Source organism: Alloalcanivorax xenomutans, from assembly GCF_900217905.1.
GTDB lineage: Bacteria > Pseudomonadota > Gammaproteobacteria > Pseudomonadales > Alcanivoracaceae > Alloalcanivorax > Alloalcanivorax xenomutans.
The window spans coordinates 21,803-45,383 of record NZ_OBMO01000018.1 but is presented as its reverse complement, the minus strand read 5'-3'; the positions used below and the strand labels follow the sequence as shown (position 1 = coordinate 45,383).

The window sequence follows — 23,581 nt, the reverse complement described above, 5'->3', positions numbered from 1 at the left end:
ATGGCGTGGTATAGCGAGCCGTGCCCATACCAAGTGGAGAGGTTATGACAGCGGTGATATTGCACGAACGTCTGGCGGCGGATACCGGCGCCGTGGCGGAGGATGAGTTTTGCTGGATTCGCTGGCTGCGTGACGGCCGCTTCCCTTGGCTGGTGGTGGTTCCGCGCCGGCTCGATATCCGGGAGTGGCACCAACTGGCGGAGGAGGAACAGCACCGTCTGCTGAGCGTGGTCAATGGTTTGGCGGCGGAACTGGAGCGGGTCACCGGTGCCGACAAGATCAATATCGGGGCGTTGGGGAATCTGGTGCCCCAACTGCACGTGCATGTGATCGCTCGCTTCCGTGATGACCCTTGCTGGCCGGGGCCCGTATGGGGGCAGGGCACTCCGCGACCATTGAAACATCCACCGGGCTGGCTGTCCGGATTGGTGTTGCCGGAGGGGGCATGGACGCGCTGATCCCGGTGCCGGTGCAGTGTCCCCATTGCTGGCAGTATTTCGATGCCCTGGTCGATGTGTCCCAGGGGGATCAGGAATACGTGGAGGACTGTCACGTTTGCTGCCAACCCCTGGTGCTGACAGTCTTCCTGCCGAACCCGGAGACGCCCGAGGTTTCGGTGCGGCCGGAGAATGAGTGATCCGTTTTATGGTTCATCACGGATTGGCGGGAAGGGTTTCTCTTCAATCAGGGATTTTGCCTTTCTAGCGGAGGAGCGTTGCTGGTCAGGGCATTCCAGGACACGCTACAAGTACATCCCTGTAAGCTCGGGTTTGGCCATCCCTGGCCAAACACGGTCCTGGAACGCCCTGACCAGCAACACTTCGCGAGTGCTGCAATACTCAGCTGCAAATTGACGACAGTGAGAAGAAAAAGGAACCCTTCGGTTGGCTATGACTGAGGGTCTTGTGCGCTCCCCCGGGTTCCATGACTGTGTGAGGCAGGACGCCGAACGCAAGCCCCCAGGGATGGGTTCACGGCGGGTCATGGAACCCGGGGGAGCGCACAAGGCCCGGGCTACGAAGCTCCAGAGAAGAGCTCTCCTTGCCAGAACAACACCCTTTCGAAAAGAACCTTTATCTGTGTGCCGGTCAGCTAGCGGTCAATATGCCCCAGAGAACGATCCGGGCAGGCGATATCGCGCACCCGGCGTTTCAGTTCGGTGATCTCCGGAAAGCCGCCATCCTCGGCCCGATCCCAGATCAGCGTGCCATCCACGCTAATCCGAAACACCCCGCCAGTGCCTGGCCGCAGAGTGACTTCCTCCAGTTCTTCCGAAAAGGTGGCGAGCAGTTCCTGGGCGTACCAGGCGGAGCGCAGCAGCCAGTTGCATTGGCGGCAATAGTGAATGCTCACTTGGCCAGCCATGAAACCGTTTACTCGCTATCGCCGGGGAAGTCGGCGCCAGCCAGAAAGGCCAGCATTTCCGGATCCTGCAGCAGGCGCTCGATGGCTTTGGCCAGGATGTCGTTGATCATCTGCCGGTTTTGCGCCAGGGACGGCGTGAACGGCGTCTTGTGCTCGACGCTGCTCTTGTAAGTGCCGGTATGGGTGGTCGGGCCGCGGCGGGCTTCCGCCTGCAGTACCAGGTTCAGGTCGACCCGATTCACCACCGAGCCCGGCTCCGGAATATAGTCCAGCTGCTCCAGGCGGACTTCCAGAGTGGTGGCGTCTCCGCCGGGATTGAAGGCGTTGAAGCCCAGACTCTGCAGGCCATTGCGGACGGTGTCGGCGATCACCGCCTTGATGTCGTTGCTGGGGATCAACAAGGCGGTCTCGTCGTAAACGCCGCCGCGGCTGCCGAACTCATTCTTGCCACGGGAATCGACGCCAAGAACCTGTATTGAACGGTTATGGCCGACGTTGGAGGCTTTGACCTGCACTTGCGGGTCGACCTCAATGCGCTGCGGGCTTAGGGCACAGCCGCTTACAACCAGGGCGGCAATCAGAACGGTCAGTAGGGAACGCATGAGTCTTTCCTCATCTGTCTCGGTTCAGGGCTCTATGAACAGGCTCTAATGGGTCCGTTTCAGGGATTCCAATGCCAGGGTTTGCAGAGCCTCTTTATAACGGGACTCGGGCACCGTCTCCAGTGCCGCCAGGGCGAGCCGGGTCTGTTGCTCGGCCACCGCCACGGTGTGACTGAGACCGCCGGAGTCACGAACGATGTGGATGATGTCCTGCAGACGGTCCAGGCCGCCGGTGCGGATGGCGTCCTTGATCAGTTTGGCCTGCTCCGGAGAGCCGTTGCGAATGGTGTGGATCAGCGGCAGGGTGGGCTTGCCTTCGGCCAGATCGTCGCCCACGTTCTTGCCCAGTTCTTCCACATCGCCCTGATAGTCGAGCACGTCATCCACCAACTGAAAAGCAATACCCAGGTGGCGGCCGAAGGTGGCGAAGGCCTCCGCCTGATCCCACCCTTCGGTGGCGCCCAGCACGGCTCCGGTTTCCGCCGCGGACTCGAACATTTTCGCGGTTTTGTGGTGGATCACCCGCATGTAGCTGTCTTCACTGGTGTCCGGGTCGCGGCAGTTGATGAGCTGCAGGACCTCGCCCTCGGAGATGGTATTGGTGCTGAGGGACAGGATTTCCAGCAGCCGCTGGTCTTCCAGCGCCACCATGAGCTGGAATGAGCGTGAGATCAGGAAGTCGCCCACCAGCACGCTGGCGGCGTTGCCCCATACCGCGTTGACGGTGGGGCGGCCGCGGCGCAGGCCGGATTCGTCCACCACGTCGTCATGGAGCAGGGTGGCGGTATGCAATAATTCGATGACCGCGGCAACATTGACATGCTTGTCGCCGGAATAACCGGCGGCACGGGCACAGAGCAGACACACCAAGGGGCGCAGGCGCTTGCCGCCGGATTGGATGATGTACTCGCCGACCTCGCGGATCAGAGGCACATCCGTATCCAGATGGTGTTGGATGAAGCGGTTGACCGCCTCGAAATCGTCGGCGACGTTGGAACTGATGGCCTTAAAATCCATGGGGCAGCAATCCAGCAGAATGAGCGCGAACAGCGGGCAATGCTAGCAGGGGGCGGCGGGCAGTCAAGAAAAGCCGGACGCGGGCCACCGATGGCCGCCGTTCGGCGCTGCCGGGCTTGAGTCGCGGCCTGCTTTGGCGTACACTTCGCGGCCCTTTTTAGTCATCGTCCAACGGGCCCCCAAAGTGACGTCTGTCTTGTATGGACAAGATAGGCAAGTCCGCCCGCGAGGATCATCTGGAGTAAGACGGATGTACGCAGTCATCAAAACCGGTGGCAAACAGTACCGTGTGGAGGAAGGTGATATCCTCCGCGTGGAGAAAATTGAAGTAGGCACCGGTGATACCATCGATTTCGACCAGGTTCTGCTGGTTGCCGATGGCGACGACATCAAAGTAGGTCAGCCGCTGGTGGAAGGTGCCAAGGTCAGCGCCGAAGTGGTCGAGCAGGGCCGCCACAAGAAGATCCATGTGGTCAAGTTCCGCCGCCGCAAGCATCACCGCAAGCAACAAGGCCATCGTCAGTGGTACACGGCGGTGAAAATTACCGGGATCCAGGGCTGATTCTGGTCAAGGCAGGAGGATTGAGACATGGCACATAAAAAAGCCGGTGGTAGTACTCGTAACGGTCGCGATTCCGAAAGTAAACGCCTTGGCGTGAAGCGCTATGGTGGCCAGCTGGTTCAAGCGGGCGAGATCATCGTTCGTCAGCGTGGCACCCGCTTCCACGCTGGTGTGAATACCGGTATCGGTAAAGACCATACCATCTTCGCCAAGGCCGAAGGCCGCGTTAAGTTTCAGGTGAAAGGCCCGAACAACCGCAAATATGTGGTGATCGAACCGGTCGCCTGATCCCCGCGGATCGGCCTGAAAAACCCCGCGAGGTTCACTCCCGCGGGGTTTTTTGTGGCCGCCATACGGGCGGCCAGCCAGCGTGCTGTCGCGGCGGTGAACTCACCCAGCGCCTCGCGCTAAACTATCCCTTACGATTTCCAAGAGTCCTTCACCATGCAATTCGTCGACGAAGCCACCATTGATGTCCATGCGGGCAAGGGCGGTGATGGCTGTCTGAGTTTCCGTCGTGAAAAATATGTGGAATTCGGCGGCCCCGACGGCGGCGATGGCGGGGCCGGCGGACATGTGTTCGTGCGGGCCGACAGCAATCTCAACACTCTGGTGGATTACCGCTACGAACGCATTTTCAAGGCGCGTAATGGCGAGCCCGGCAAGGGGCGCCAGATGACCGGTAAATCCGCCGATCACGTGGTTCTCACCGTGCCGGTGGGGACCACCATCATTGATGTGGATACCGACGAGGTGCTGGCGGACCTGACCGGAGATGGTGATCAGGCGATGGTGGTGCGGGGCGGCCGTGGCGGCCTTGGCAACGTGCACTTCAAGAGCAGCACCAACCAGGCGCCGCGCAAGACCACCAAAGGCACCCCGGGGGAGTCCCGGCGTCTGCGGCTGGAGCTGAAGGTGCTGGCGGATGTGGGGCTGTTGGGCATGCCGAATGCCGGCAAGAGCACCCTGATTCGCTCCATTTCCGCGGCCAAGCCCAAGGTGGCGGATTATCCGTTCACCACCCTGGTGCCCAATCTGGGGGTGGTGAAGGTGGATCGCTATCGCAGCTTCGTGGTGGCGGATATTCCCGGTCTGATCGAGGGCGCGGCGGAGGGGGCGGGTCTCGGTATCCGTTTCCTCAAGCATCTGGCGCGTACCCGGTTGTTGTTGCATGTGGTGGATATTGCCCCGATGGATGGTGATCCGGCCGATCATGTCGATGCCATCGCCGATGAGCTGGACCGCTTCTCTCCGGCGCTGGCCGAGCAGGAGCGCTGGCTGGTATTCAACAAGATCGATCTGATGGCCGACGATGAGGCTCGTGAGCGGGCTGATGCCATCGTCGAAGAGCTGGGTTGGGAAGGGCCGGTGCATTTGATTTCCGCCGCCGCCGGAGTTGGCTGCGAGGAATTGGTGTACGCGCTGATGAATGCCCTGGAGGATCGCCGGCGGCTTGAGGAAGAGGATCCGGAATACGCGGCCGGGCAGCGGGAACTGCGCTCTCGCCTGGAGCAGGAAGCGCGCGAGCGGGTTCAGGAGATCAAGCAGGAAAACCGGCGCCGCCGCGACGATAATGATGATGACGACGATGACGATGATCACGATGTGGAGATCGTCTACGAACAATAGATCGTAAACAGGCTCTTAAGGACGACGGTGCACCATGGCGCGACGCGCACGTTGGGTAGTGAAAATCGGCAGCGCCCTGCTGACCAATGATGGCAAGGGCCTGGACCGGCAACTGATGCAGCAGTGGGTGGATCGCCTGGTCCGGCTCATGGACCAGGAGGTTGACCTGGTGGTGGTGTCCTCCGGCGCCGTCGCCGAGGGGATGACCCGGCTGGGCTGGCGTCGCCGCCCGGAGTCCATTCATGAACTGCAGGCTGCCGCCGCGGTGGGTCAGATGGGGCTGGTGCGGGCCTGGGAAGCCTGTTTCCGCCGGCATGACCGGCACACCGCCCAGGTGCTGCTGACCCACGATGATTTATCCGACCGCAAGCGTTATCTCAATGCCCGTGCCACCCTGTTGACCCTGCTGGGGCTGTCGGTGGTGCCGGTGGTGAATGAGAACGATACCGTGGTCACTGACGAGTTCCGCTTTGGTGACAATGACACCCTGGCGGCGCTGGTGGCCAATCTGGTGGAGGCGGAGCGCCTGGTGATCCTCACCGACCAGGAAGGGCTCTATGACGCCGACCCCAGGCAAAAGCCGGATGCCAAGCTGATTCGGGAGGCCCGCGCTTCGGATCCAGCCATTGTGGGTATGGCGGGCGGTGGCGGTTCCGGGTTGGGACGGGGCGGCATGGCCACCAAGGTGCGGGCGGCGCGGCTGGCGGCCCGCTCCGGCACTATCACCACCATCGCTTCCGGACGGAGCCCCGATGTGATTGGGGAGCTGGGAGCCGGGCGGGCGCCCGGTACCACGCTGATGCCGGACACCTCACCGCTGAATGCCCGCAAACAGTGGCTGGCCGGGCATTTGCGCATGCGTGGCCGGTTGGTACTCGACGACGGTGCCGTGCGCCGCCTGCGGCAGGCCGGTTCCAGCTTGTTGCCGGTGGGTGTTGTGGATGTGTTCGGGCAGTTCTCCCGGGGCGAGATGGTGGTCTGCGAAAGCGAGCAAGGGGAGAGGGTGGCCTGCGGGCTGGTCAACTACGACGCCGCCGACGCGCGCCGGATTTGCCGCAAGAAAAGCTCGGAGATCGCCGGGGTGCTCGGCTATATGAACGAGGAAGAGCTGGTGCACCGGGATAACATGGTAGTGTTCGGATAGTGTGGATATGAGGGGTTGCCAGCAGAGTTTGGCGGCCAATGAAAAATAGCCCGAAGGGTGGCCGCCAGGGACGGCGGGCATAAAAAAACCGGCCGAAGCCGGTTTTTTTATGGAACGCTAGATTCAGGCGGCGGACATGGCCTTGATCTTGGCGTTCAGGCGGCTCTTGTGGCGAGCTGCCTTGTTGGCGTGAAACTTACCCTTGCGGGTGGCCTTGTCCAGCACGGAGGTCGCCGTTTTGTAAGCTTCCTGAGCGGCGCCTTGGTCGCCAGACGCAATGGCCGCGTTCACCTTTTTCAGGTAGGTGCGCACCATGGAACGCATCGCTGCGTTATGCTGACGACGCTTTTCCGCCTGACGCGCACGCTTGCGTGCTTGCGGTGAGTTAGCCAAGGTCCTGCTCCTATAAAATCGGTAGTCTGTATTCAGTTCAGTATTCGGTACTGCCCGTGGCTGCAAGCGGCCATGGGTTTTAAAGACGCGCAACTATGCCTATCCGAAACGCGCTTGTCAATGGGAACTGGCGCCCCGGCGGTGCATTCGCTACGCTTGCCCGGCTTTGAGAGGCCGGGATGTCCTGACCGCTTCCCTGGACATCTTCCCGCGGCGGGAGCTACGAAGAGGCTGTGGGAAGCTGCCTTGGCAGTGAATCGGCGTGTGAGCGTGCCAGCGAATGGGGAGACCATGAATGGAGCAACGGGCGGATCAAGGCAAAACCGGCGCGCCTGAACCGGGCAAAAGGGGCGGTTTGCTGGCGTCCACCGTGGTGGTCAGCGCCATGACCATGCTCTCCCGGGTGCTGGGGCTGGTCCGGGACGTGGTGCTGGCCCGTCTGCTGGGCTCTTCCGCCGGCACCGACGCATTCTTCGTGGCCTTCCGGATACCCAATTTCCTGCGCCGGCTGTTCGCCGAGGGGGCCTTCAATCAGGCTTTCGTGCCCGTGCTCAGCGAGTATAAGGAGCGGGGCAGCGCCGCCGCCACCAAGGCCCTGATTGATCGGGTGGCCGGCACTCTCGGCGGCACCCTGGCGGTAGTGACGCTGATCGGGGTGGTGGGCGCGCCATTGCTGATCTGGCTGTTTGCCCCCGGTTTTGGTGACGACCCGCACAAACGGGCGTTGGCGGTGGAAATGCTGCGGCTGACCTTCCCGTATTTGTTCTTTATCGCGCTTACCGCCTTTGCCGGGGCCTTGCTGAACACCTGGAGCCGTTTCGCGGTGCCGGCCTTTACTCCGGTATTGTTGAATCTGTGTCTGATCGGCAGTGCCCTGTTCCTGGCGCCTCATTTCGCCGAGGGGCGGATGGCGGTGGCGCTGGCCTGGGGCGTGCTGGCCGCCGGGGTCGTCCAACTGTTATTCCAACTGCCTTTCCTGGCCCGGCTGCACTTGCTGCCGGTGCCGCGCATGGGTTGGCGTGATCCCGGAGTGCGACGCATCCTGGCGCTGATGGCGCCCGCCCTGTTCGGGGTGTCGGTCAGCCAGATCAACCTGTTGCTGGATACGGTGCTGGCGTCGTTGCTGCAAACCGGTTCGGTGACCTGGCTGTATTACTCCGACCGCCTGGTGGAACTGCCATTGGGGGTGCTGGCCATTGCCATCGGCACGGTAATCCTGCCCAGCCTGTCCGCCAAGCACGCCTCCGCCTCCACCGAGGCTTTCTCGCGAACCCTGGACTGGGCGTTGCGCCTGGTGCTGCTGGTGGGGATTCCGGCGGCTCTGGCGTTGGCGGTATTGGCCGAGCCGCTGTTGTCGACCTTGTTCCGGCACGGTGAATTCGGCGTTCGGGACGTGGAGATGGCGGCGCAGTCGCTGCGCGCCTACAGCCTGGGGCTGGCGGCCTTCATGTTGATCAAAATCCTGGCGCCGGGCTACTTCGCCCGGCAGGATACCCGCACCCCGGTCAAGATCGGCATCATCGCCATGATCGCCAACATGGTCTTTAATCTGGCGCTGGTCTGGCATCTGCAGCATGCCGGGCTGGCCCTGGCCACGGCGCTGTCCGCCTGGCTGAACGCCGGTCTGCTGTATCTCGGGCTGCGCCGTTCCGGCGTATACCGTCCCGGTGGTGGTTGGGGTTGGCACTGGGGGCGGATGCTGGTGGCGGGGCTTGCCATGGCGGCGGCCACCTGGCTGCTGGCGGAGCGTGCTGGTGTCTGGCTGGTCGGCGGGGTGAGTGAAAGAGTGGGCTGGCTCGCCCTGGTAGTGGTGGCCGGGCTGGCGGTTTATGGCCTGGTGCTGCTGGTTCTTGGCCTCAGGCCTCGCCACTTGCGCCGATGATTCCTATAATCTGCCCTCTTTTACCTCTGGGGCATGGCCAATGGGCCGCCGACGGAGGCGGGCAGTGAGGACCGAATGCGACTGATTCGTGGCGTGCACAATTTAAGGCCGGCGCACCGTGGCTGTGTGGCCACTATCGGCAATTTCGATGGTGTGCACCGTGGGCATCAGCGCATCCTGGACAAGGTGGTGGCCGAAGCCCGTGCCCGAGGTGCTCTGGCCACGGTGATGTTGTTCGAGCCGCAGCCGCAGGAGTTCTTCCTCGGTGACCAGGCGCCGGCCCGTTTGATGAACCTGCGCGACAAGCTGATCACCCTGGCCCGTTACGGTGTCGATCAGGTGCTGTGCGTGCGTTTCAACGACGCCTTCCGTAACCTGGAAGCCGAACAATTCGTCCGTGACATTCTGGTCGATGGTCTCGCCGTCGAATATCTGGTGGTGGGAGACGATTTTCGCTTCGGCCGCGGCCGGGTGGGGGATTTCGCCTATCTGGAACAGGCCGGCGAGCGGTTCGGGTTTCAGGTTTGTGATACCGCCACCTGCCAGATGACTGGTGAGCGAGTATCCAGTACCCGGGTGCGCTCGGCGCTGGCGGCTGGTGACTTCGCCTTGGTGGAGCAACTGCTGGGCCGTCCCTACGACATCAGCGGCCGGGTCCGTCACGGCGACAAGATCGGCCGGACCTTGCAACTGCCGACGGTGAATCTGGCGCTCAAGCGGCAGGTTCCGCCGGTGCAGGGCATTTACGCGGTGACGGTGGACGGGGCGGGCCTCGAAGACCAGCCCGGAGCGGCCAATGTGGGCACCCGGCCCACGGTCAATGGCGTGGAAAACCGCCTGGAGGTCCATCTGCTGGATTTCCAGGGGGACCTGTATGGCGCCCACCTGACGGTGCACTTTCACCATTTTGTGCGCCCGGAGGAGAAATTCGCCAGCCTGGATGAACTGAAAGCCGCGATTCAGCGGGATGTGCAACAAGTCGAAACCTATTTCCAAGGGACATCATGACCGACTACAAGGCGACACTGAATCTTCCCCACACCGACTTCCCGATGAAGGCGGGTCTGGCCCAGCGCGAACCTCAGCGGCTGGAGCAGTGGGGTCGAATTAACCTGTATCGCAAGATGCGGGCCGCCGCCGAGGGCCGGCCCAAGTTCGTGCTGCATGATGGTCCTCCCTACGCCAATGGCGTGATTCACATTGGCCACTCCATCAACAAAGTGCTCAAGGACATCATTGTCAAAGCCCGCGGCTTCGAGGGCTTCGATGCGCCCTATGTGCCTGGCTGGGATTGTCATGGGCTGCCCATCGAGCACAAGGTGGAGCAAAAGGTGGGCAAGGCGGGTCACAAAGTGGACGCGCGCACCTTCCGCGAGGAATGCCGGGCCTACGCCGCCGAGCAACTGGAACTGCAGAAAGCGGATTTTATCCGTCTTGGTGTGTTCGGGGACTGGGAACATCCCTATCTGACCATGAACTACGACACCGAGGCGAACATCATTCGCGCGCTCGGCAAGATCGTCGACAAGGGACTGCTTACCAAGGGCTTCAAGCCGGTGCACTGGTGTCTGGACTGCGCTTCCGCGTTGGCGGAAGCGGAAGTGGAATACCAGGACAAAAAGTCTCCGGCCATCGACGTCGCCTTCGCCGTGGTGGACCCGGCGGACTTCACCGCCCGCTCTGGTGTACCGGCGGAGCAACCGGCTCTGGTGATCTGGACCACCACGCCCTGGACGCTGCCCGCCAACCAGGCGGTGGCGGTGCATCCGGAGCTGGAATACGTGTTGCTGGGTGGCACCCAGAATGGCAAACACCGTCAGCTGGTGGTGGCCGAGGCTCTGGCCGACACGGTGATCGAACGCTTTGATTTGCAGGATGTGACCCGCTCCGCGGTGTTCCAGGGACAAGTGCTGGAAAACCTGGTGCTGGCGCATCCGTTCCTGGACCGCCAGGTACCGGTGGTGCTCGGCGAGCACGTCACCACCGACGCCGGTACCGGCTGTGTGCATACCGCGCCGGGACACGGTGAGGACGATTTCCTGGTGGGGCAGCGTTATGGCCTGGAAGTGGATTCCCCGGTGCAGGACAACGGCGTATTCCGCGCCGATCTGCCGGTGGTCGGCGGCTTGCATGTGAACAAGGCCAACGGCCCGGTTATCGAGGCGCTGGAAGCCGCCGACGCCTTAATGGCGTTGCGGACCATCACGCACAGCTACCCGCATTGCTGGCGCCACAAGACGCCGATTATTTTCCGCAGCACCGCCCAATGGTTCATCGCCATGGAAAAAGGCGATCTGCTGGAGCAGGCCCGTGCCGAGGTGGATCAGGTGCAGTGGATCCCGGACTGGGGCAAGGCCCGCATCGAGGGCATGCTGCGTGACCGCCCGGATTGGTGCATTTCCCGGCAACGGACCTGGGGGGTGCCGATCGCCTTGTTCGTTGACCGCAATACCTCGGAGCCGCATCCGGAAACCCCGCGTCTGATCGAGGAGGTGGCGAAACGGGTGGAGCAGAACGGTATCGAGGCGTGGTTCGAGCTGGACCCGGCGGAACTGCTCGGCGAGGACGCTGAACGTTATACCAAGGTCACCGACGTGCTTGACGTCTGGTTCGACTCCGGTACCACGCATTTCTCCGTGCTGGAGCAGCGCCCGGAACTGACGGTGCCGGCGGATCTGTATCTGGAAGGCTCGGACCAGCATCGCGGCTGGTTCCAATCCTCGCTGCTCACCAGCGTCGCCATGCGTGGCAAGGCTCCTTACAAGGGAGTGCTGACTCACGGCTTCACCGTGGATGAGCAGGGCCGGAAGATGTCCAAGTCCCTGGGCAACGTGATCGCGCCGCAGGAAGTATGGAATGATCTTGGTGCCGATATCCTGCGTCTGTGGATCGCCTCCACCGACTACCGCGGTGAGATGACGGTCTCCAAAACCATCTTCAAGCAGGTGGCGGACAGCTATCGCCGTATTCGCAATACCGCCCGTTTCCTGCTGTCCAACCTGAACGGCTTCGATCCGGCCCGACACCAGGTGGCGCCACAGGACATGCTGGCGCTGGACCGTTGGGCGGTGGCCCGCACCGCGCAGTTGCAAGAGGAGCTGCGCGAGCTGTATGAAAGCTACCAGTTCCATCTGGTCTATCAGCGCCTGCACCATTTTTGTGCGCTGGAGTTGGGCGGCTTTTATCTGGATATTATCAAGGACCGCCAGTACACCACCCGGGAAGACTCGGTGGCGCGCCGCTCCTGCCAGAGCGCGCTTTATCTGATCGCCCAGGCGCTGGTGCGCTGGATGGCGCCGATCCTCAGCTTCACCGCCGAGGAAATCTTCGAGCACCTGCCCGGTGAAGATCGTCCCGAATCCGTGTTCCTTACCACCTGGTTCGACGGCCTGTTCCCGCTGGCCGGTGACGAGGCCATGGGCATGGCGTTCTGGGAGCAGGTCCAGGCGGTCAAGCAGGCGGTGAACAAAGCCATCGAGGAAGCGCGCAACCGCAAGGAGCTGCGCGCCAATCTGGCCGCCGAAGCCACATTGTTCGTGACTCCGGAACTGCAGGCATTGCTGGAGCAACTGGGCGAAGAGTTGCGCTTCGTCACCATCACTTCCACCGCCACTCTCAAGCCGCTGTCGGAAGCGCCGGAGGGGCTCGAGGCCAGTGCCGTGGAAGGGCTCAAGGTGCAGGTGGTGGCGTCCGCCCACGGCAAATGCGCCCGCTGCTGGCATCACCGCGAAGATGTGGGCAGCCATGCCGAACACCCGGAACTGTGTGGCCGTTGCATCAGCAATGTGGATGGCCCCGGCGAGGAGCGCTCTTATGCATGACGTCGGCGGCGGGCGCGATGCGGACAACGTGAGTATGACGAAGAGCGGCGCCAGGTGGCTGCCGGGCCAACTCGGCTGGCTCTGGCTGACCGCGTTGGCCATTGCCCTGGACCAGATCACCAAGCATATGGTGGTGGCTCGCTTCGACTTGTTCGAGCGGTTGGAAGTGCTGCCGTTCTTTAACCTCACTCTGGCCTATAACACCGGTGCCGCGTTCAGTTTCCTGGCCGAGGCGGGGGGGTGGCAGCGTTGGTTCTTCACGCTGGTGGCGCTGGGGGCGTCCGCGCTGATTCTGGTGTGGCTGGCGCGGCTTCGCGATGAGCGTTTGCAAGGCGCGGGGCTGGCACTGATTCTGGCCGGCGCCCTGGGGAACCTGTATGACCGGATCGTGCTGGGCCATGTGGTGGATTTCCTCGATTTCCATTGGGCTGGCTGGCACTTTCCTGCGTTCAATCTGGCCGATACCGCCATCACCATCGGTGCCGGCCTGATCATTCTCGACATGATCCTGGGAGGGCGTGGCCGCCATGAACGATGAGTTGCGCGTCGGGCCGCAAACCCGCATCACCCTGCATTTCGCCGTGCGCTTGATGGACGGCACGGAGATGGACAGCACTTTCGGTGGTGAGCCGGCTACTTTTGTCTGGGGTGATGGCTCCTTGTTGCCTGGTTTCGAGCGTGCCATTCTCGGCCTCAAAGCCGGAGACCGGCGCAGTGTCTTCATCGATGCCCAGTCGGGGTTTGGCGAGTACAACGAGCAGAATGTGCAGCATTTCCGCCGTGACACTTTTGCCGCTCCCGATGGCATGGAAGTAGGCACGGTGATGAACTTCGCCGATGCCGCCGGAGCCGAACTGCCCGGCGTGGTCTCCGCCCTGGATGAGCAATGGGTGACGGTGGATTTCAATCACCCCCTGGCCGGTCGCGAACTGACCTTTGAAGTGGAGATCGTGCGTGTCGAACACGATGCCCCGGAGCAAACGGTGAAATTGAATTAATAGTTAATAGTGATTGGTTAACAGCGAAAAAAGGCCGATATTTTCTGTAGGAGCTTGCCTGCAAGCGAATGGGGCCGCTCAGGTTTGGCAATATTCGCTTGCAGGCAAGCTCCCACGGCGGCTAAAGACCACCCACGCTGTTCACTGTTCACTGTTCACTGTTCACTATAAACTGATCTCTATGGATATCCGTCTCGCCAATCCCCGTGGTTTCTGTGCCGGCGTCGATCGCGCCATCGCTATCGTCAACCGTGCCCTGGACGTGTTCGGGCCGCCTGTTTATGTGCGTCATGAGGTGGTGCACAACCGCTTCGTGGTGGATGGATTGCGCGACCGGGGCGCGGTTTTCGTCGAGGAACTGCACGAGGTGCCCGACGACGCCATCGTTATTTTCAGTGCCCACGGTGTCTCCCGGGTGGTGCAGGAAGAGGCCGAGCAGCGCGCTCTGAAGGTGTTCGACGCCACCTGTCCACTGGTCACCAAAGTGCATATGGAAGTGATCCGTTATGCCCGTGAAGGGCGGGAAGCGGTGCTGATCGGCCACGCCGGCCACCCCGAGGTGGAAGGCACCATGGGACAGTACGACACCTCCAAGGGAGGGCGTATGTACCTGGTGGAAAGCGAAGACGACGTGGCCACGCTGGAAGTCACCAACCCGGACTATCTGGCGTTCGTCACCCAGACCACGCTCAGCGTGGACGACACCGCCCGTATCATCGATGCCTTGCGGGCGCGTTTCCCCAACATCCTCGGTCCCAAGCGCGAGGATATCTGTTACGCCACCACCAATCGCCAGGACGCGGTGCGTCAACTGGCGTTGGAGTGTGACCTGGTCCTGGTGGTGGGCTCAGTGAACAGTTCCAATTCCAATCGCCTCAAGGAGCTGGCGGAACGCTGCGGTACCGAGGCCTATCTGCTGGATGATCCGGCCATGATCGATGCCGCCTGGCTGCAGGGCAAGAAAGCCGTTGGCGTCACCGCGGGCGCCAGCGCCCCTGAGGAACTGGTGCATCAGGTGGTCAGCCGGTTGCGCGAACTGGGCGGCGAAAGCGCGGAGGAAATCCCTGGCCGCGAGGAGAACATCAGCTTCTCCATGCCCAAGGCATTACGCGCCTGATTCCTTTTTAACCTCGGCGATCCTGCTTTGAAAAGGCGCTTGCCGGAGGTGTGCCTGAAGAAAGGGTTGCGCCTTTTTTGTGTGAATTTCATCACATATGAACCCCTGATTTTCTCAAGTCTCTGAGCCGTTCGGTACAGGCAGACGACCGCTTGTCCGAGCGTGCTTGTCGCCCGTTTTACAATCGCTAGAGTGTCGGCACCGAGTTCGCTTATTTGGGGGAAGACGTGATCGGCACTCGTGGGGAAAACGGCGGTTTCACCATCATCGAATTGATGCTGGGGATCGTGGTGGCGGGCATTCTGCTGGCTATCGCCGTGCCGTCATTTCAGAACGTCATCGCCAGCAACGCGCTGCGCTCCACCACTTCGGATCTGATCACCGCGCTTAATACCGCCCGTTCCCAGGCGGTGAGTTCCCGTCGTGACGTGAAGCTTAAGCCGCTGGGATCCCCGGCGGACTGGAGCAACGGCTGGGAGTTGGATTACGGCTCCGGCGCGGTGGAGCAGAACCAGACCTTTTCCGCTGGAGCAGGCGTCAGCGTCATGGAAAACAATGGTTTGACCGAATTGCTGTTCGATCGCTCCGGCCGGGTGGACAACGATGCCGTGTTTGAAGTGTGTGACGACCGTACCGGCGAGACTGGCCGGAAAATCTCCCTGGGCCGCTTCGGCGATCTTCAAAACAAACCGCTGACCTGCAGCTAGGGGGCACCATGCGCACTTCCCGAAAACGACAAGGCGGCGTCGGCATGGTGGAGATTCTGGTGGCGCTGCTGGTACTGGCCATCGGTGTGCTCGGTTATGCCGGCTTACAGCTCAACGCCCTGAAGAGCACCGAGGACGCCAATATTCGTTCCCAGGCCACGGCACTGGCCCGGGACGCTCTGGAACGCATCATCGCCAATCCGCAAGCCCGCTCCACCTATCTTCAGGAAAACAGCTGGAATACAGGCGCCGGCGCCCTGGGCGAGGCTCCGCCTTCCAACCCGGACTGCATGGCCAGCAGTTGTGACAGCGATCAGATGTCTGTCTGGGACCGCAATACCTTGCGTTGGCAGGCCGGTAATCTGCTGCCTGCCGGCAAAATCCGTGTGCAGCCTTGCGACAGCGGTTCCACGCTGACCAGTTGCGTGGTGGTGGCCTGGGGGGATCAGGCGCTGGATGGCTGTATTGATGGCGGCGACATCAACACCGATGACAGCGCCAAATGCGTGGTAATGGAGGTGACACGATGAGGCGGTTCGGCGCACATCGGCAGACCGGCTTCAGCCTGGTGGAACTCATGGTGGCCATGGTGCTGGGACTGATCATTACCGGCGCTGCGATTTCTCTGTTCTCCACTAACCAGCGGACGTTCTCGTTGCAACAGAACATGGCCCGTATACAGGAGCAGGGTGACCTGGCCATGCGTTTTATCAATCAGGACGTGCGCCTGGCGGGAAATATGAGCGACGACGTCGCCGCCACCTTTATGCCGGGCATCATTCTGGATGCCAGTAGTGCGGTGACCGGCGGTTCCGCCATTCCTCCCGGCGATGATGGGGGTAGCGACAGCGACCGCCTCACTCTTGCCTACCATGGCGAAAAGGACTGTCAGGGGAATGGTGGGACTGGCATGAAGGAGATCGTCAACACCTACTGGGTGGGAGGTGATGACGGTGACGAGCTCTACTGCCGTGGTAACCAGAGTGGCAGCTCCAACGGCGTGGTGTTGTTGCGCGGAATAAAAAGCTTTCAAGTGCTCTACGGCGTGGATCAAAGCACCGACGGTATTCCCTTCGCTTCTCAGTATTTGCGGGCCGACGAGGTGCTGGCCAGCGCCGATGTGGATCAAAGCCGAATCGTGGCGGTGAAGATCGGTTTGCTGATGGAAGCCGATCTGCCAGTGCTTGGCGGCGAGGATCAGGATCAGACCTTTTACATACTGGACCGGCAAGTGGATGTCAGTGCGGGCAGAACGCTGCGGCGCCAGTTCTTTTCCACCGTCGCTATCCGGAACTATCCCTGGGATGTGATCTGATGATGTCGATAACACACTACAATTCGCAGCGTGGCGCCGCTCTTCTGGTCGCTCTGATGATTCTGGTGATCGTCTCGATCCTGGGCATCACCGCCATGAAAACCAGCATGTTCAGCAGCAAAATCGCCACCGGAACCCAAGTGGACGCAATGGCGTTTGAAGGGGCGGAATCGGCGGTGAACGAAGCCTTTACCAGTTTGTATGGCATGAGCAGCGCGCAATTACAGCCGTTCTTGACCGGCTCGGTGGGGCAGCGCTGTTTGGTGGGTGGAGCGGCGACCGCGGCCGTGCGGGCCTGCACCAGTACGGACCGTATGGATTCAAGAGGACTGGTGCGCGCCGGGTCCCGGATTCGTCAGGAGGGCATGAGGGCGGTTTCCGGAGGACAGTTGAGTATGTCCGGCAATAATACGCTGGTGGTCGATTTCACCTTTGAAATTCTGGGGGAGGCGGAGATCGATGACTTTTCAGTAAACAATCATCACATGCTGGAAGCGCTGAAACGCGGGATGGTGTCGTCGTCCGACTTTAATGTGGACACGGAAAACTAAGCACGAGCGGGGGGGAGTCATGCTCGAGAATATTGTCAAGTCAGGCTTGTTACTGGTTGCCTTGTTGTTGGCACCGACGCCGCTTTACGCGGACGACACGGAAATCTATTTCTCCCGCGCCGGTGTCGGCAACGACGAGAACGAACAGATTGCCAACGTATTGTTCCTGATCGACACCTCCGGGAGTATGGAACAGGGCAGTCCGACCAAAATGTCGCAATTGAAAGAGGCTTTTACCCAGGTTATTGATGGGCTGGGTGAAGGGGTTCGAGTGGGCGTTGGCAAGTTCAATGGTGGTTATGACCGCAATGGCTACGGCGGCTATGTGTTCTATCCGGTCAGCGATATGGACAGCACTGCTCGCGGCGAGGTCAAGTCCCTGGTCAATGGTCTTTCTGGTACATCGAATACCCCCACTATGGAAGCCTACTCAGAGATGGCCCGCTACATGATGGGACTGAGCCCCACCACATATGCCGTATATGGAGAGGCTTCCCAGGACAAACCTCAGGTGGCAGTGAACATGCATTACCAGTGTGTGCGCTACTTCTCCAACGGCAGTTGCCGCGACTGGGACTGGGTTAGCGATGATAGCTATCAGTCACCGATGAATATAAATAACCAGTGCGAAAGCAACCACATCATTGTCATGACCGACGGCGATCCGACTCAGGATACCGACTACGATTCGGTGAGGAATATCGCGGGAGGGTATTGCAACGGTTCGTACAGTTGTCAGGAACAACTGGCCGGGTGGCTGGCGAGCAACAGCAATAGTCAGGAGCGCGCGGTAAAGACCTGGCAGGTGGCCTTTGGTGTCAGCGAGACTTCATCCCAGGTAAGAAACATGACGTCAGTGGCTGTTGCCGGAGGCACGGAAAGGGTGCGTCTTGCCAACGATGCAGAAGAACTGGCCGCCGAATTCAATGACATTCTTAACCTCATCGCGGAAGACTCCCAGACCATTACATCGCCGGGGGTGGCGGTAAACCAGAACAACCGGCTGGAACACCTGAACCAGCTTTACTATGCCGTTTTCAAGCCATCTAAAAGTTCGGTCTGGCCCGGCAATTTGAAACGTTATCGCAAGGACGGCAGTGAAGTCGTGGATAAGAATGGTGCCTCCGCGGTGGATGCCAGCACCGGCTATTTCCGCGACTCGGCCTGGAGTTATTGGACGCCCACGGAAGCTGATGGCCCGGATGTCACCAAAGGTGGTGCTCGCGGCAGAAACGATCAATATCAGGACCGCAAGATCTATGTGGGCAATAACAGTGATAACGGTGGCGGTGAATGGCTTACCGAAAATCGTGTGGAAAACATTCTTCAGCCCGCCCAGATGGGGATTCCGGACAACGATCCGGTAGCGGAATTCGACACCAAGTTGAAAGTCTACGAGGCGTTGAAGCGCCTCTGGGCCGACCCGATGCATAGTGTGCCGTTGCTGGTGAACTATGAGCTGGGAGCCGACGCCAATGACGTGGACGGCCAGAAAAACTATCTCTTCGTATCCACCAATGGCGGCATGTTGCACGCCATCGATACCGCTGATGGTCGTGAAAAATTCACTTTCATGCCGGATCGAATGCTTAGAAAAGCATACGACTTTGTCCGCTCTCCTGATTTGCGGGAAGACAATATTCGTGACCCCTATGGCATGGATGGTTCCTGGGTGGCTTATCGTACCGCCAAGGAAGATGGCGATGCCGACAAGGTGTGGATCTTCGGGGGCATGCGCAGGGGCGGAAACGCCTACTATGGTTTGGATGTGTCGTCCATGGACAGTCCGGAGCTGATGTGGCGGATCCAGGGCAAGGACGAGAGCGGAGCCAATGCCAGCAGCGGGTTCGATCGGCTGGGGCAGACCTGGTCCACGCCGACCATCACCCGGGTACGTATCGACGGTGAGGTGAAAACGGTGCTGGTATTCGGCGGTGGCTACGACGCCGAACATCATGATACCGCCGGTCAGCGGGCGGCGAAGGACAGTGTTGGTAATGTCATTTATATGGTCGACGCGGAAACCGGGGACTTGATCTGGTCCGCCGGTGCCGACACCAATGCCGGCGTCGCCCATACAACGGTGGACAGCATGAAATGGTCGGTGCCGGGAGGCATCGCCGTGGTGGACCTGAAGAATGGCCGGTTGGATGGTCTGGCGGATCACCTGTACTTCGCCGACCTTGGCGGGCAGGTGTTTCGCGTCAATCTTGACAATAACAACGACGGTGCCGGTTCCCTGGTGAAGGGCGTGGTGCGGCTGACCAATTTTGGTGACAGCGAGCACCGCAGGTTCTATGAGGCACCGGCCATTGGTTATGTGCGTGACGGCTTGCAGGAGACACTGTACGTGGCGGTGGGATCCGGCTATCGGGCCCATCCTCTGGACGAGGACACCGACGAAGGCTTCTTCATGTTCGCGGACAGTACCTTCAAAAATACCAATCAGCCCGATGTGATTACCATGAGTGAGCTGCGCAATGCCCGTAGCAGCGATCCGTCCGCGTCCTCTAAGGGATGGTACGTGACCTTCCTGAATTCGGGTGAAAAGGTAATGTCCTCTCCGAGCATTTATCAGAACTCGGTGATGTTCACCACCTACGTGCCCACCAATGCGGACCAGGACGATGATCCCTGTGTGGTGCGTTACGGTGAGGCTTATGCCTATCGGGCCAACATGATCACCGGGGAGCCGGAGCCCTTCACCAACGATGGAGAGGCTTCCTGGGACGGCACCAAACTGATTACCTCCGCGATCCCGCCGGGCGTGGTGCCGGTAATTACCGACGGGGGCGGCGGTGATGGTGACGGGGGCGGCGGCGATGATGAGGAGGATAGCGGCGGGGTGTCCTTCAACGTGGGCTTGGAGTTTATTGGCGATGACGGCATGAACTACAACCTGTTCCGCAAGCGCCGCTGGTACCCCATGGAAAAGAACGACGCCAATGCCTATTTCCCGCCTGAGCAAGGGGGAACGACACCATGAACCGAATGACTCGGAATTCCATGGCCGGCTTCACGCTGATCGAACTGATGATCGTGGTGGTGGTGGTGGCGATCCTCGCCGCCATCGCCTACCCGAGCTACACCGAGCAGGTGCGCAGTACACGCCGGGCCGAATACCAGGGTAAGCTGATGGACCTGGCGGCATCGCTGGAAACCTATCGGGCCCGCCATTTTTCCTATGAGGGCGCGACGGCTGGCGGTTTGGTCGGGGATGCCTATTACAACGTTCAGGTGGCCACCAGCAATGATCATCAGAGCTATCTGATCACCGCCACGCCCCGCTCCGGGGCGGGGATGGCGGGGGACGGTAATCTCAAACTCAACAGCGAAGGGCAGACCTGTTGGGTGAAAGGCGGGGACTGCACTCCCAGTGCCACGTCCAGTTGGGAGCGGTAAGGGGAAAGCAGCGGGGTTGAGATCGTATTCTAAAGGCAATCACCTCCGCTGATCGGTTCAATGCGAGCAGTGCCCATCACCGACATGACGATACGTCGCCCCTGCCCCTGGTTGCAGATGAGGAAACTGCCGTTCTGGTAATACAGGTTGCCGCGCCGTTCATAACGTAACGCGGTGCCGCGGAAGCGGCGCCAGGTAAGGGTGGTGCCTTCGGGCAGATCCAGGCGATGGAATACGTCGTCATCGGTGATGGTGGCGATGCCATCCCCGCTCCGCGCCAAAAGCAGTGAAGAGGTTGTCTGGAAGCGGTCACAGTGACTGCTGCCGTCACATAAAAAGATCGGTCCCCGTGTCAGCGCTTCGGCTCGGGCATAGTGGATCAGACCCAAAACCTGGTTGCTGGCCGATACCACCCGGTGCCGGGGTAACCCCTCTTTTTGCCAGTGAACGCCGGCGCTCAGCAGCAGTATCATGAGTGTCAGCGTGATCAGTAGTTCCACCAGTGTGAATCCGCGCACGTCCTTGTCCCTCCCATGGCCATCCTGGCCTTTGATGTGTGGCAACAAGAGGCCAGTTTACCGTCCCGGCAAGGTGGTCTTTGTGCTACTGTTGCTCTTCTTTCTGTAGTCCATATTCCCTGATTGCTATGGCTGATTTGCTCGTCGTCGGCGGCGGTATCGTCGGATTGTTAAGCGCTTTGGAATTCACCGACCGGGGCTTCCGGGTCACCGTCATTGACGCGCCGGCCCGCTTTCCGCCGGCTTCCTGGGCCGGCGGCGGGATCCTGTCGCCGTTGTACGCCTGGCGGTATCCCGACGCCATGAATCTGCTGACGGTGGACGCGCCGGAGCGTTATCGCAATCTGATCGCACGGCTACGCGGACAGGCCGGGCTGGTGGACGAGGACCTCAACGAAAGCGGTCTGTGGGTAGCGGTGGAAGCGGAGCAGGAACGTGCCGACGCCATGGCCTGGGCGCGCCGCTGGCGGCTTCCCTGCTCGGCGGAGCGCTTGTCCCAGCGGATGCCGGAAGCCACTGACCGGGATGGAGTATGGTTTCCATCCCTGGGTAATTTGCGTAACCCCCGTATCCTCAAGGCGTTACGTGCCTGGCTGTCGGCCCGTGGCGTGGGATTCGAAGCAATACCGGCGGTATCGGTGCTGCCGCGTGCCGGAGGCGGCGCCGCGGTGGCGCTGGCTGATGGGCGGAAATGCCAAGCCAGCCGGGTGTTGATCAGCGCCGGCATGTGGAGTCCGCGATTGCTGAGTCCGCTCGGATTGGACCTGCCGCTGTTTCCTTCCAAGGGAGAGATGCTGCTCTATCAGTTGGCGCCGGGGCGGGTGCCGACCGTATTGTTGACCGAGCAGGGGTATCTGATTCCCCGTGCCGACGGCGCCGTGCTGGCGGGTTCAACACTGAAGGACGGTGATGACAGCCAGTATCCCACGGTGCCGGGGCGCTGGGCGCTGGAAAAAATGGCGGCCTCGCTGCTGCCGGCTCTGGCCGGAGAACGGCCGGTAAGTCACTGGGCGGGCGTGCGCCCCGGCTGTGCCCGGGACTGGCCATATATGGGGGAGGTGCCCGGCGTGCCCGGCGTCTACGCCGCACTGGGGCACTACCGCAACGGTCTGGTATCAGCGCCGGCCAGCGCCGCGCTGCTGGCGGCGCTGATGAGTGGCGAGCAGCCCCATCTGGATCCGGCGCTTTACGCGCTGCCTTCCTCTTCTTCCTGATCCAGGGCCAGTTTTTTCAAGCGGTAGCGCAGTGAGCGAAACGTCATACCCAGCTTCTTGGCGGCGGCGGTGCGATTCCAGTGGGTGGCATCCAGCGCTTTGAGAATTTCCTGCCGCTCGATGTCCTGTAGATAATCCTCCAATGGCAAAGCCGGATCCCGGCTGCCGCCCTGGCTGGGGGCTTCGCTGCTGGTCTGGCTGGGTAGCCGCAGATGCGCCGGTTCGATAACGTTGCCATCACACAGGGTCATGGCCCGCTCCAGGACGTTTTCCAGCTCTCGCACGTTGCCAGGAAACGGATAGTCGCGCAGCGCCGCCAGAGTACCGTTACTGAGCGTGGGCGGCGTGGTATCCCAGGCGATGCCGAGCCGGGAGAGGATATGCTCAACCAGCGCCGGAACGTCCTCCAGGCGCTCGCGCAGCGGCGGTACGTGTGCCTCGATGACATTCAGCCGGTAGTAAAGGTCCTGACGAAAGCGGCCCGCCTGCATTTCCTCGCTGAGATCCTTGTGGGTGGCGCAAAGAATACGCAGGTTGACGCTGAACTCCCGTGACTCGCCCACCGGCCGCACGGTTTTCTCCTGAATCGCACGCAGCAGCTTGACCTGCATGTGCAGAGGCAGATCCGCTACTTCATCAAGAAACAGGGTGCCTCCGTCCGCTTCCCGGAACAGGCCTTTGCGGTCTTCCACGGCGCCGGTGAAACTGCCTTTGCGGTGACCGAAAAATTCACTTTCCATCAGTTCGGAAGGGATGGCGCCGCAGTTCACCGCAACGAAAGGGTGGTCACCGCGCGGCCCCAGCGTGTGAATCAGGCGCGCCACTTTTTCCTTGCCGCTGCCGGATTCGCCGCTGATGTAGATCGGCGCCTGGCTGCGTGCCAGTTTGCGGATTTGCCGTCGCAAATGCTGCATGGCCGGCGACTGGCCAATCAGACCATCGTCCTCGCCGCCGTTGGCGGCGCCATGGCGGCTGATGCCGAGGCCGTCCTGAATTAACTGCCGCAGCCGGTCCAGCGAGACGGGTTTGGCGATGAAATCGTAGGCCCCCAGTTTCATCGCTTCGGTGGCGGTCTCCATGTTGCCGAATGCGGTGAGTACCGCGATGGGCATGTCTGGCGCCTTCTCCGCCGCGTAGCGGATCAGCTGTAAACCGGAGCCATCGCCCAGGTTCATATCGGTCAGGCAAAGATGAAAGGTGTCGCGGTCCAGCAGCCGCTGGGCGGCGGCCAGGGAGTCCGCGGCCGTTGCTTCCAATTTCATCCGCCCGAGGGTGATGACCAGAAGTTCTCTCAGGTCCGCTTCGTCGTCCACAACCAAAACACGCGGAATTATGTCATTCATC

At 61.1% G+C, this 23,581-nt stretch carries 25 protein-coding genes; 19 read left to right on the top strand and 6 right to left on the bottom strand.

Annotated elements, in window-relative coordinates; all coding sequences use genetic code 11:
* Positions 1-44: 44 nt before the first annotated feature.
* Positions 45-458 (top strand): HIT family protein, encoded by a 414-nt coding sequence (locus tag CRO06_RS14665; RefSeq protein WP_055099452.1) that lies wholly within the window; start codon positions 45-47, stop codon positions 456-458.
* Positions 446-637: a CPXCG motif-containing cysteine-rich protein gene (locus CRO06_RS14660; RefSeq protein ID WP_014996052.1), complete on the top strand. Its 192-nt coding sequence runs from the start codon at positions 446-448 to the stop codon at positions 635-637. Before CRO06_RS14665 ends, CRO06_RS14660 begins: the two co-directional genes overlap by 13 nt.
* Before the next feature lie 455 nt (positions 638-1,092).
* On the opposite strand, the gene CRO06_RS14655 is transcribed toward CRO06_RS14660, so the two are convergent.
* From CRO06_RS14655 to CRO06_RS14645, 3 genes are read right to left on the bottom strand one after another with little or no spacing between them, the layout of a single operon-like run.
* Positions 1,093-1,365, bottom strand: a complete 273-nt coding sequence (locus CRO06_RS14655) for an Rdx family protein (RefSeq protein ID WP_022996680.1) — start codon at positions 1,363-1,365, stop codon at positions 1,093-1,095.
* Positions 1,366-1,373: 8 nt separating this feature from the next.
* Positions 1,374-1,967 carry a YajG family lipoprotein gene (locus CRO06_RS14650; RefSeq protein ID WP_055099451.1) on the bottom strand — a complete coding sequence of 198 codons (594 nt, stop codon included), beginning with the start codon at positions 1,965-1,967 and terminating at the stop codon, positions 1,374-1,376.
* Between the two features lie 45 nt (positions 1,968-2,012).
* Complete coding sequence (locus CRO06_RS14645; protein ID WP_097058769.1) at positions 2,013-2,984, bottom strand: polyprenyl synthetase family protein; 972 nt, start codon at positions 2,982-2,984, stop codon at positions 2,013-2,015.
* A gap of 250 nt (positions 2,985-3,234) precedes the next feature.
* On the opposite strand from CRO06_RS14645, the gene rplU reads away from it, so the two are divergent.
* From rplU to proB, 4 genes are all read left to right on the top strand, one after another.
* Positions 3,235-3,546: a 50S ribosomal protein L21 gene (rplU, locus tag CRO06_RS14640; protein ID WP_014996048.1), complete on the top strand. Its 312-nt coding sequence runs from the start codon at positions 3,235-3,237 to the stop codon at positions 3,544-3,546.
* Positions 3,547-3,573: 27 nt separating this feature from the next.
* Positions 3,574-3,834: a 50S ribosomal protein L27 gene (gene rpmA / locus CRO06_RS14635; protein WP_014996047.1), complete on the top strand. Its 261-nt coding sequence runs from the start codon at positions 3,574-3,576 to the stop codon at positions 3,832-3,834.
* A gap of 156 nt (positions 3,835-3,990) precedes the next feature.
* Positions 3,991-5,175: an Obg family GTPase CgtA gene (gene cgtA, locus CRO06_RS14630; RefSeq protein WP_097058768.1), complete on the top strand. Its 1,185-nt coding sequence runs from the start codon at positions 3,991-3,993 to the stop codon at positions 5,173-5,175.
* Between the two features lie 34 nt (positions 5,176-5,209).
* The gene (gene proB / locus CRO06_RS14625) at positions 5,210-6,319 is read left to right on the top strand and encodes a glutamate 5-kinase (RefSeq protein ID WP_097058767.1); all 1,110 of its coding nucleotides are present in this window, start codon (positions 5,210-5,212) and stop codon (positions 6,317-6,319) included.
* Positions 6,320-6,442: 123 nt separating this feature from the next.
* Here proB and rpsT read toward each other — a convergent pair whose 3' ends face one another.
* Positions 6,443-6,712: a 30S ribosomal protein S20 gene (rpsT, locus tag CRO06_RS14620; RefSeq protein WP_026949548.1), complete on the bottom strand. Its 270-nt coding sequence runs from the start codon at positions 6,710-6,712 to the stop codon at positions 6,443-6,445.
* Positions 6,713-7,007: 295 nt separating this feature from the next.
* Here rpsT and murJ point away from each other — a divergent pair, with 295 nt between their 5' ends.
* The 12 genes from murJ (at position 7,008) to CRO06_RS20295 (ending at position 20,505) form a co-directional block, all read left to right on the top strand.
* Positions 7,008-8,594 carry a murein biosynthesis integral membrane protein MurJ gene (gene murJ, locus CRO06_RS14615; RefSeq protein WP_097058766.1) on the top strand — a complete coding sequence of 529 codons (1,587 nt, stop codon included), beginning with the start codon at positions 7,008-7,010 and terminating at the stop codon, positions 8,592-8,594.
* Between the two features lie 75 nt (positions 8,595-8,669).
* Entirely contained in the window at positions 8,670-9,602 is a 933-nt protein-coding gene (ribF, locus tag CRO06_RS14610; protein WP_097058765.1) for a bifunctional riboflavin kinase/FAD synthetase, read from the top strand.
* Positions 9,599-12,415: an isoleucine--tRNA ligase gene (gene ileS / locus CRO06_RS14605; RefSeq protein ID WP_097058764.1), complete on the top strand. Its 2,817-nt coding sequence runs from the start codon at positions 9,599-9,601 to the stop codon at positions 12,413-12,415. Before ribF ends, ileS begins: the two co-directional genes overlap by 4 nt.
* A complete protein-coding gene (gene lspA, locus CRO06_RS14600; RefSeq protein WP_022996672.1) occupies positions 12,408-12,953 on the top strand; it encodes a signal peptidase II in 546 nt (181 codons plus the stop codon). The genes ileS and lspA overlap by 8 nt, the downstream gene beginning before the upstream one ends.
* The gene (gene fkpB, locus CRO06_RS14595; protein WP_022996671.1) at positions 12,943-13,413 is read left to right on the top strand and encodes an FKBP-type peptidyl-prolyl cis-trans isomerase; all 471 of its coding nucleotides are present in this window, start codon (positions 12,943-12,945) and stop codon (positions 13,411-13,413) included. Before lspA ends, fkpB begins: the two co-directional genes overlap by 11 nt.
* Before the next feature lie 181 nt (positions 13,414-13,594).
* Positions 13,595-14,530 (top strand): 4-hydroxy-3-methylbut-2-enyl diphosphate reductase, encoded by a 936-nt coding sequence (gene ispH / locus CRO06_RS14590; protein ID WP_022996670.1) that lies wholly within the window; start codon positions 13,595-13,597, stop codon positions 14,528-14,530.
* Between the two features lie 227 nt (positions 14,531-14,757).
* Complete coding sequence (locus CRO06_RS14585; RefSeq protein ID WP_080531527.1) at positions 14,758-15,237, top strand: GspH/FimT family pseudopilin; 480 nt, start codon at positions 14,758-14,760, stop codon at positions 15,235-15,237.
* Between the two features lie 8 nt (positions 15,238-15,245).
* Positions 15,246-15,767 (top strand): type IV pilus modification protein PilV, encoded by a 522-nt coding sequence (pilV, locus tag CRO06_RS14580; RefSeq protein WP_026949550.1) that lies wholly within the window; start codon positions 15,246-15,248, stop codon positions 15,765-15,767.
* Positions 15,764-16,552 (top strand): PilW family protein, encoded by a 789-nt coding sequence (locus CRO06_RS14575; protein WP_097058763.1) that lies wholly within the window; start codon positions 15,764-15,766, stop codon positions 16,550-16,552. Before pilV ends, CRO06_RS14575 begins: the two co-directional genes overlap by 4 nt.
* Complete coding sequence (locus tag CRO06_RS14570; protein ID WP_022996666.1) at positions 16,552-17,103, top strand: pilus assembly PilX family protein; 552 nt, start codon at positions 16,552-16,554, stop codon at positions 17,101-17,103. The genes CRO06_RS14575 and CRO06_RS14570 overlap by 1 nt, the downstream gene beginning before the upstream one ends.
* Positions 17,104-17,122: 19 nt before the next feature.
* Positions 17,123-20,089 carry a PilC/PilY family type IV pilus protein gene (locus tag CRO06_RS14565; protein WP_179746614.1) on the top strand — a complete coding sequence of 989 codons (2,967 nt, stop codon included), beginning with the start codon at positions 17,123-17,125 and terminating at the stop codon, positions 20,087-20,089.
* Positions 20,086-20,505 (top strand): type IV pilin protein, encoded by a 420-nt coding sequence (locus CRO06_RS20295; RefSeq protein ID WP_026949552.1) that lies wholly within the window; start codon positions 20,086-20,088, stop codon positions 20,503-20,505. The genes CRO06_RS14565 and CRO06_RS20295 overlap by 4 nt, the downstream gene beginning before the upstream one ends.
* Positions 20,506-20,534: 29 nt before the next feature.
* Here CRO06_RS20295 and CRO06_RS14555 read toward each other — a convergent pair whose 3' ends face one another.
* Complete coding sequence (locus tag CRO06_RS14555; RefSeq protein WP_022996663.1) at positions 20,535-21,023, bottom strand: GspH/FimT family protein; 489 nt, start codon at positions 21,021-21,023, stop codon at positions 20,535-20,537.
* 128 nt (positions 21,024-21,151) lie between these two features.
* Here CRO06_RS14555 and CRO06_RS14550 point away from each other — a divergent pair, with 128 nt between their 5' ends.
* Complete coding sequence (locus CRO06_RS14550; protein WP_097058761.1) at positions 21,152-22,237, top strand: NAD(P)/FAD-dependent oxidoreductase; 1,086 nt, start codon at positions 21,152-21,154, stop codon at positions 22,235-22,237.
* Here the strand turns inward: CRO06_RS14550 and CRO06_RS14545 are convergent.
* On the bottom strand, positions 22,210-23,580 hold the full coding sequence (locus CRO06_RS14545) for a sigma-54-dependent transcriptional regulator (protein WP_097058760.1): 1,371 nt from the start codon (positions 23,578-23,580) through the stop codon (positions 22,210-22,212). The two genes, CRO06_RS14550 and CRO06_RS14545, sit on opposite strands and share 28 nt — an antisense overlap.
* Position 23,581 lies beyond the last annotated feature (1 nt).

Bases quoted from the DNA above. Each gene is read 5' to 3' on its own strand.
- CRO06_RS14665 (WP_055099452.1), top strand. From the start codon at position 45: ATGACAGCGGTGATATTGCACGAACGTCTGGCGGCGGATACCGGCGCC.
- CRO06_RS14660 (WP_014996052.1), top strand. From the start codon at position 446: ATGGACGCGCTGATCCCGGTGCCGGTGCAGTGTCCCCATTGCTGGCAG.
- CRO06_RS14655 (WP_022996680.1), bottom strand. From the start codon at position 1,365: ATGGCTGGCCAAGTGAGCATTCACTATTGCCGCCAATGCAACTGGCTG.
- CRO06_RS14650 (WP_055099451.1), bottom strand. From the start codon at position 1,967: ATGCGTTCCCTACTGACCGTTCTGATTGCCGCCCTGGTTGTAAGCGGC.
- CRO06_RS14645 (WP_097058769.1), bottom strand. From the start codon at position 2,984: ATGGATTTTAAGGCCATCAGTTCCAACGTCGCCGACGATTTCGAGGCG.
- rplU (WP_014996048.1), top strand. From the start codon at position 3,235: ATGTACGCAGTCATCAAAACCGGTGGCAAACAGTACCGTGTGGAGGAA.
- rpmA (WP_014996047.1), top strand. From the start codon at position 3,574: ATGGCACATAAAAAAGCCGGTGGTAGTACTCGTAACGGTCGCGATTCC.
- cgtA (WP_097058768.1), top strand. From the start codon at position 3,991: ATGCAATTCGTCGACGAAGCCACCATTGATGTCCATGCGGGCAAGGGC.
- proB (WP_097058767.1), top strand. From the start codon at position 5,210: ATGGCGCGACGCGCACGTTGGGTAGTGAAAATCGGCAGCGCCCTGCTG.
- murJ (WP_097058766.1), top strand. From the start codon at position 7,008: ATGGAGCAACGGGCGGATCAAGGCAAAACCGGCGCGCCTGAACCGGGC.
- ribF (WP_097058765.1), top strand. From the start codon at position 8,670: ATGCGACTGATTCGTGGCGTGCACAATTTAAGGCCGGCGCACCGTGGC.
- ileS (WP_097058764.1), top strand. From the start codon at position 9,599: ATGACCGACTACAAGGCGACACTGAATCTTCCCCACACCGACTTCCCG.
- lspA (WP_022996672.1), top strand. From the start codon at position 12,408: ATGCATGACGTCGGCGGCGGGCGCGATGCGGACAACGTGAGTATGACG.
- fkpB (WP_022996671.1), top strand. From the start codon at position 12,943: ATGAACGATGAGTTGCGCGTCGGGCCGCAAACCCGCATCACCCTGCAT.
- ispH (WP_022996670.1), top strand. From the start codon at position 13,595: ATGGATATCCGTCTCGCCAATCCCCGTGGTTTCTGTGCCGGCGTCGAT.
- pilV (WP_026949550.1), top strand. From the start codon at position 15,246: ATGCGCACTTCCCGAAAACGACAAGGCGGCGTCGGCATGGTGGAGATT.
- CRO06_RS14575 (WP_097058763.1), top strand. From the start codon at position 15,764: ATGAGGCGGTTCGGCGCACATCGGCAGACCGGCTTCAGCCTGGTGGAA.
- CRO06_RS14570 (WP_022996666.1), top strand. From the start codon at position 16,552: ATGATGTCGATAACACACTACAATTCGCAGCGTGGCGCCGCTCTTCTG.
- CRO06_RS14565 (WP_179746614.1), top strand. From the start codon at position 17,123: ATGCTCGAGAATATTGTCAAGTCAGGCTTGTTACTGGTTGCCTTGTTG.
- CRO06_RS20295 (WP_026949552.1), top strand. From the start codon at position 20,086: ATGAACCGAATGACTCGGAATTCCATGGCCGGCTTCACGCTGATCGAA.
- CRO06_RS14550 (WP_097058761.1), top strand. From the start codon at position 21,152: ATGGCTGATTTGCTCGTCGTCGGCGGCGGTATCGTCGGATTGTTAAGC.
- CRO06_RS14545 (WP_097058760.1), bottom strand. From the start codon at position 23,580: ATGAATGACATAATTCCGCGTGTTTTGGTTGTGGACGACGAAGCGGAC.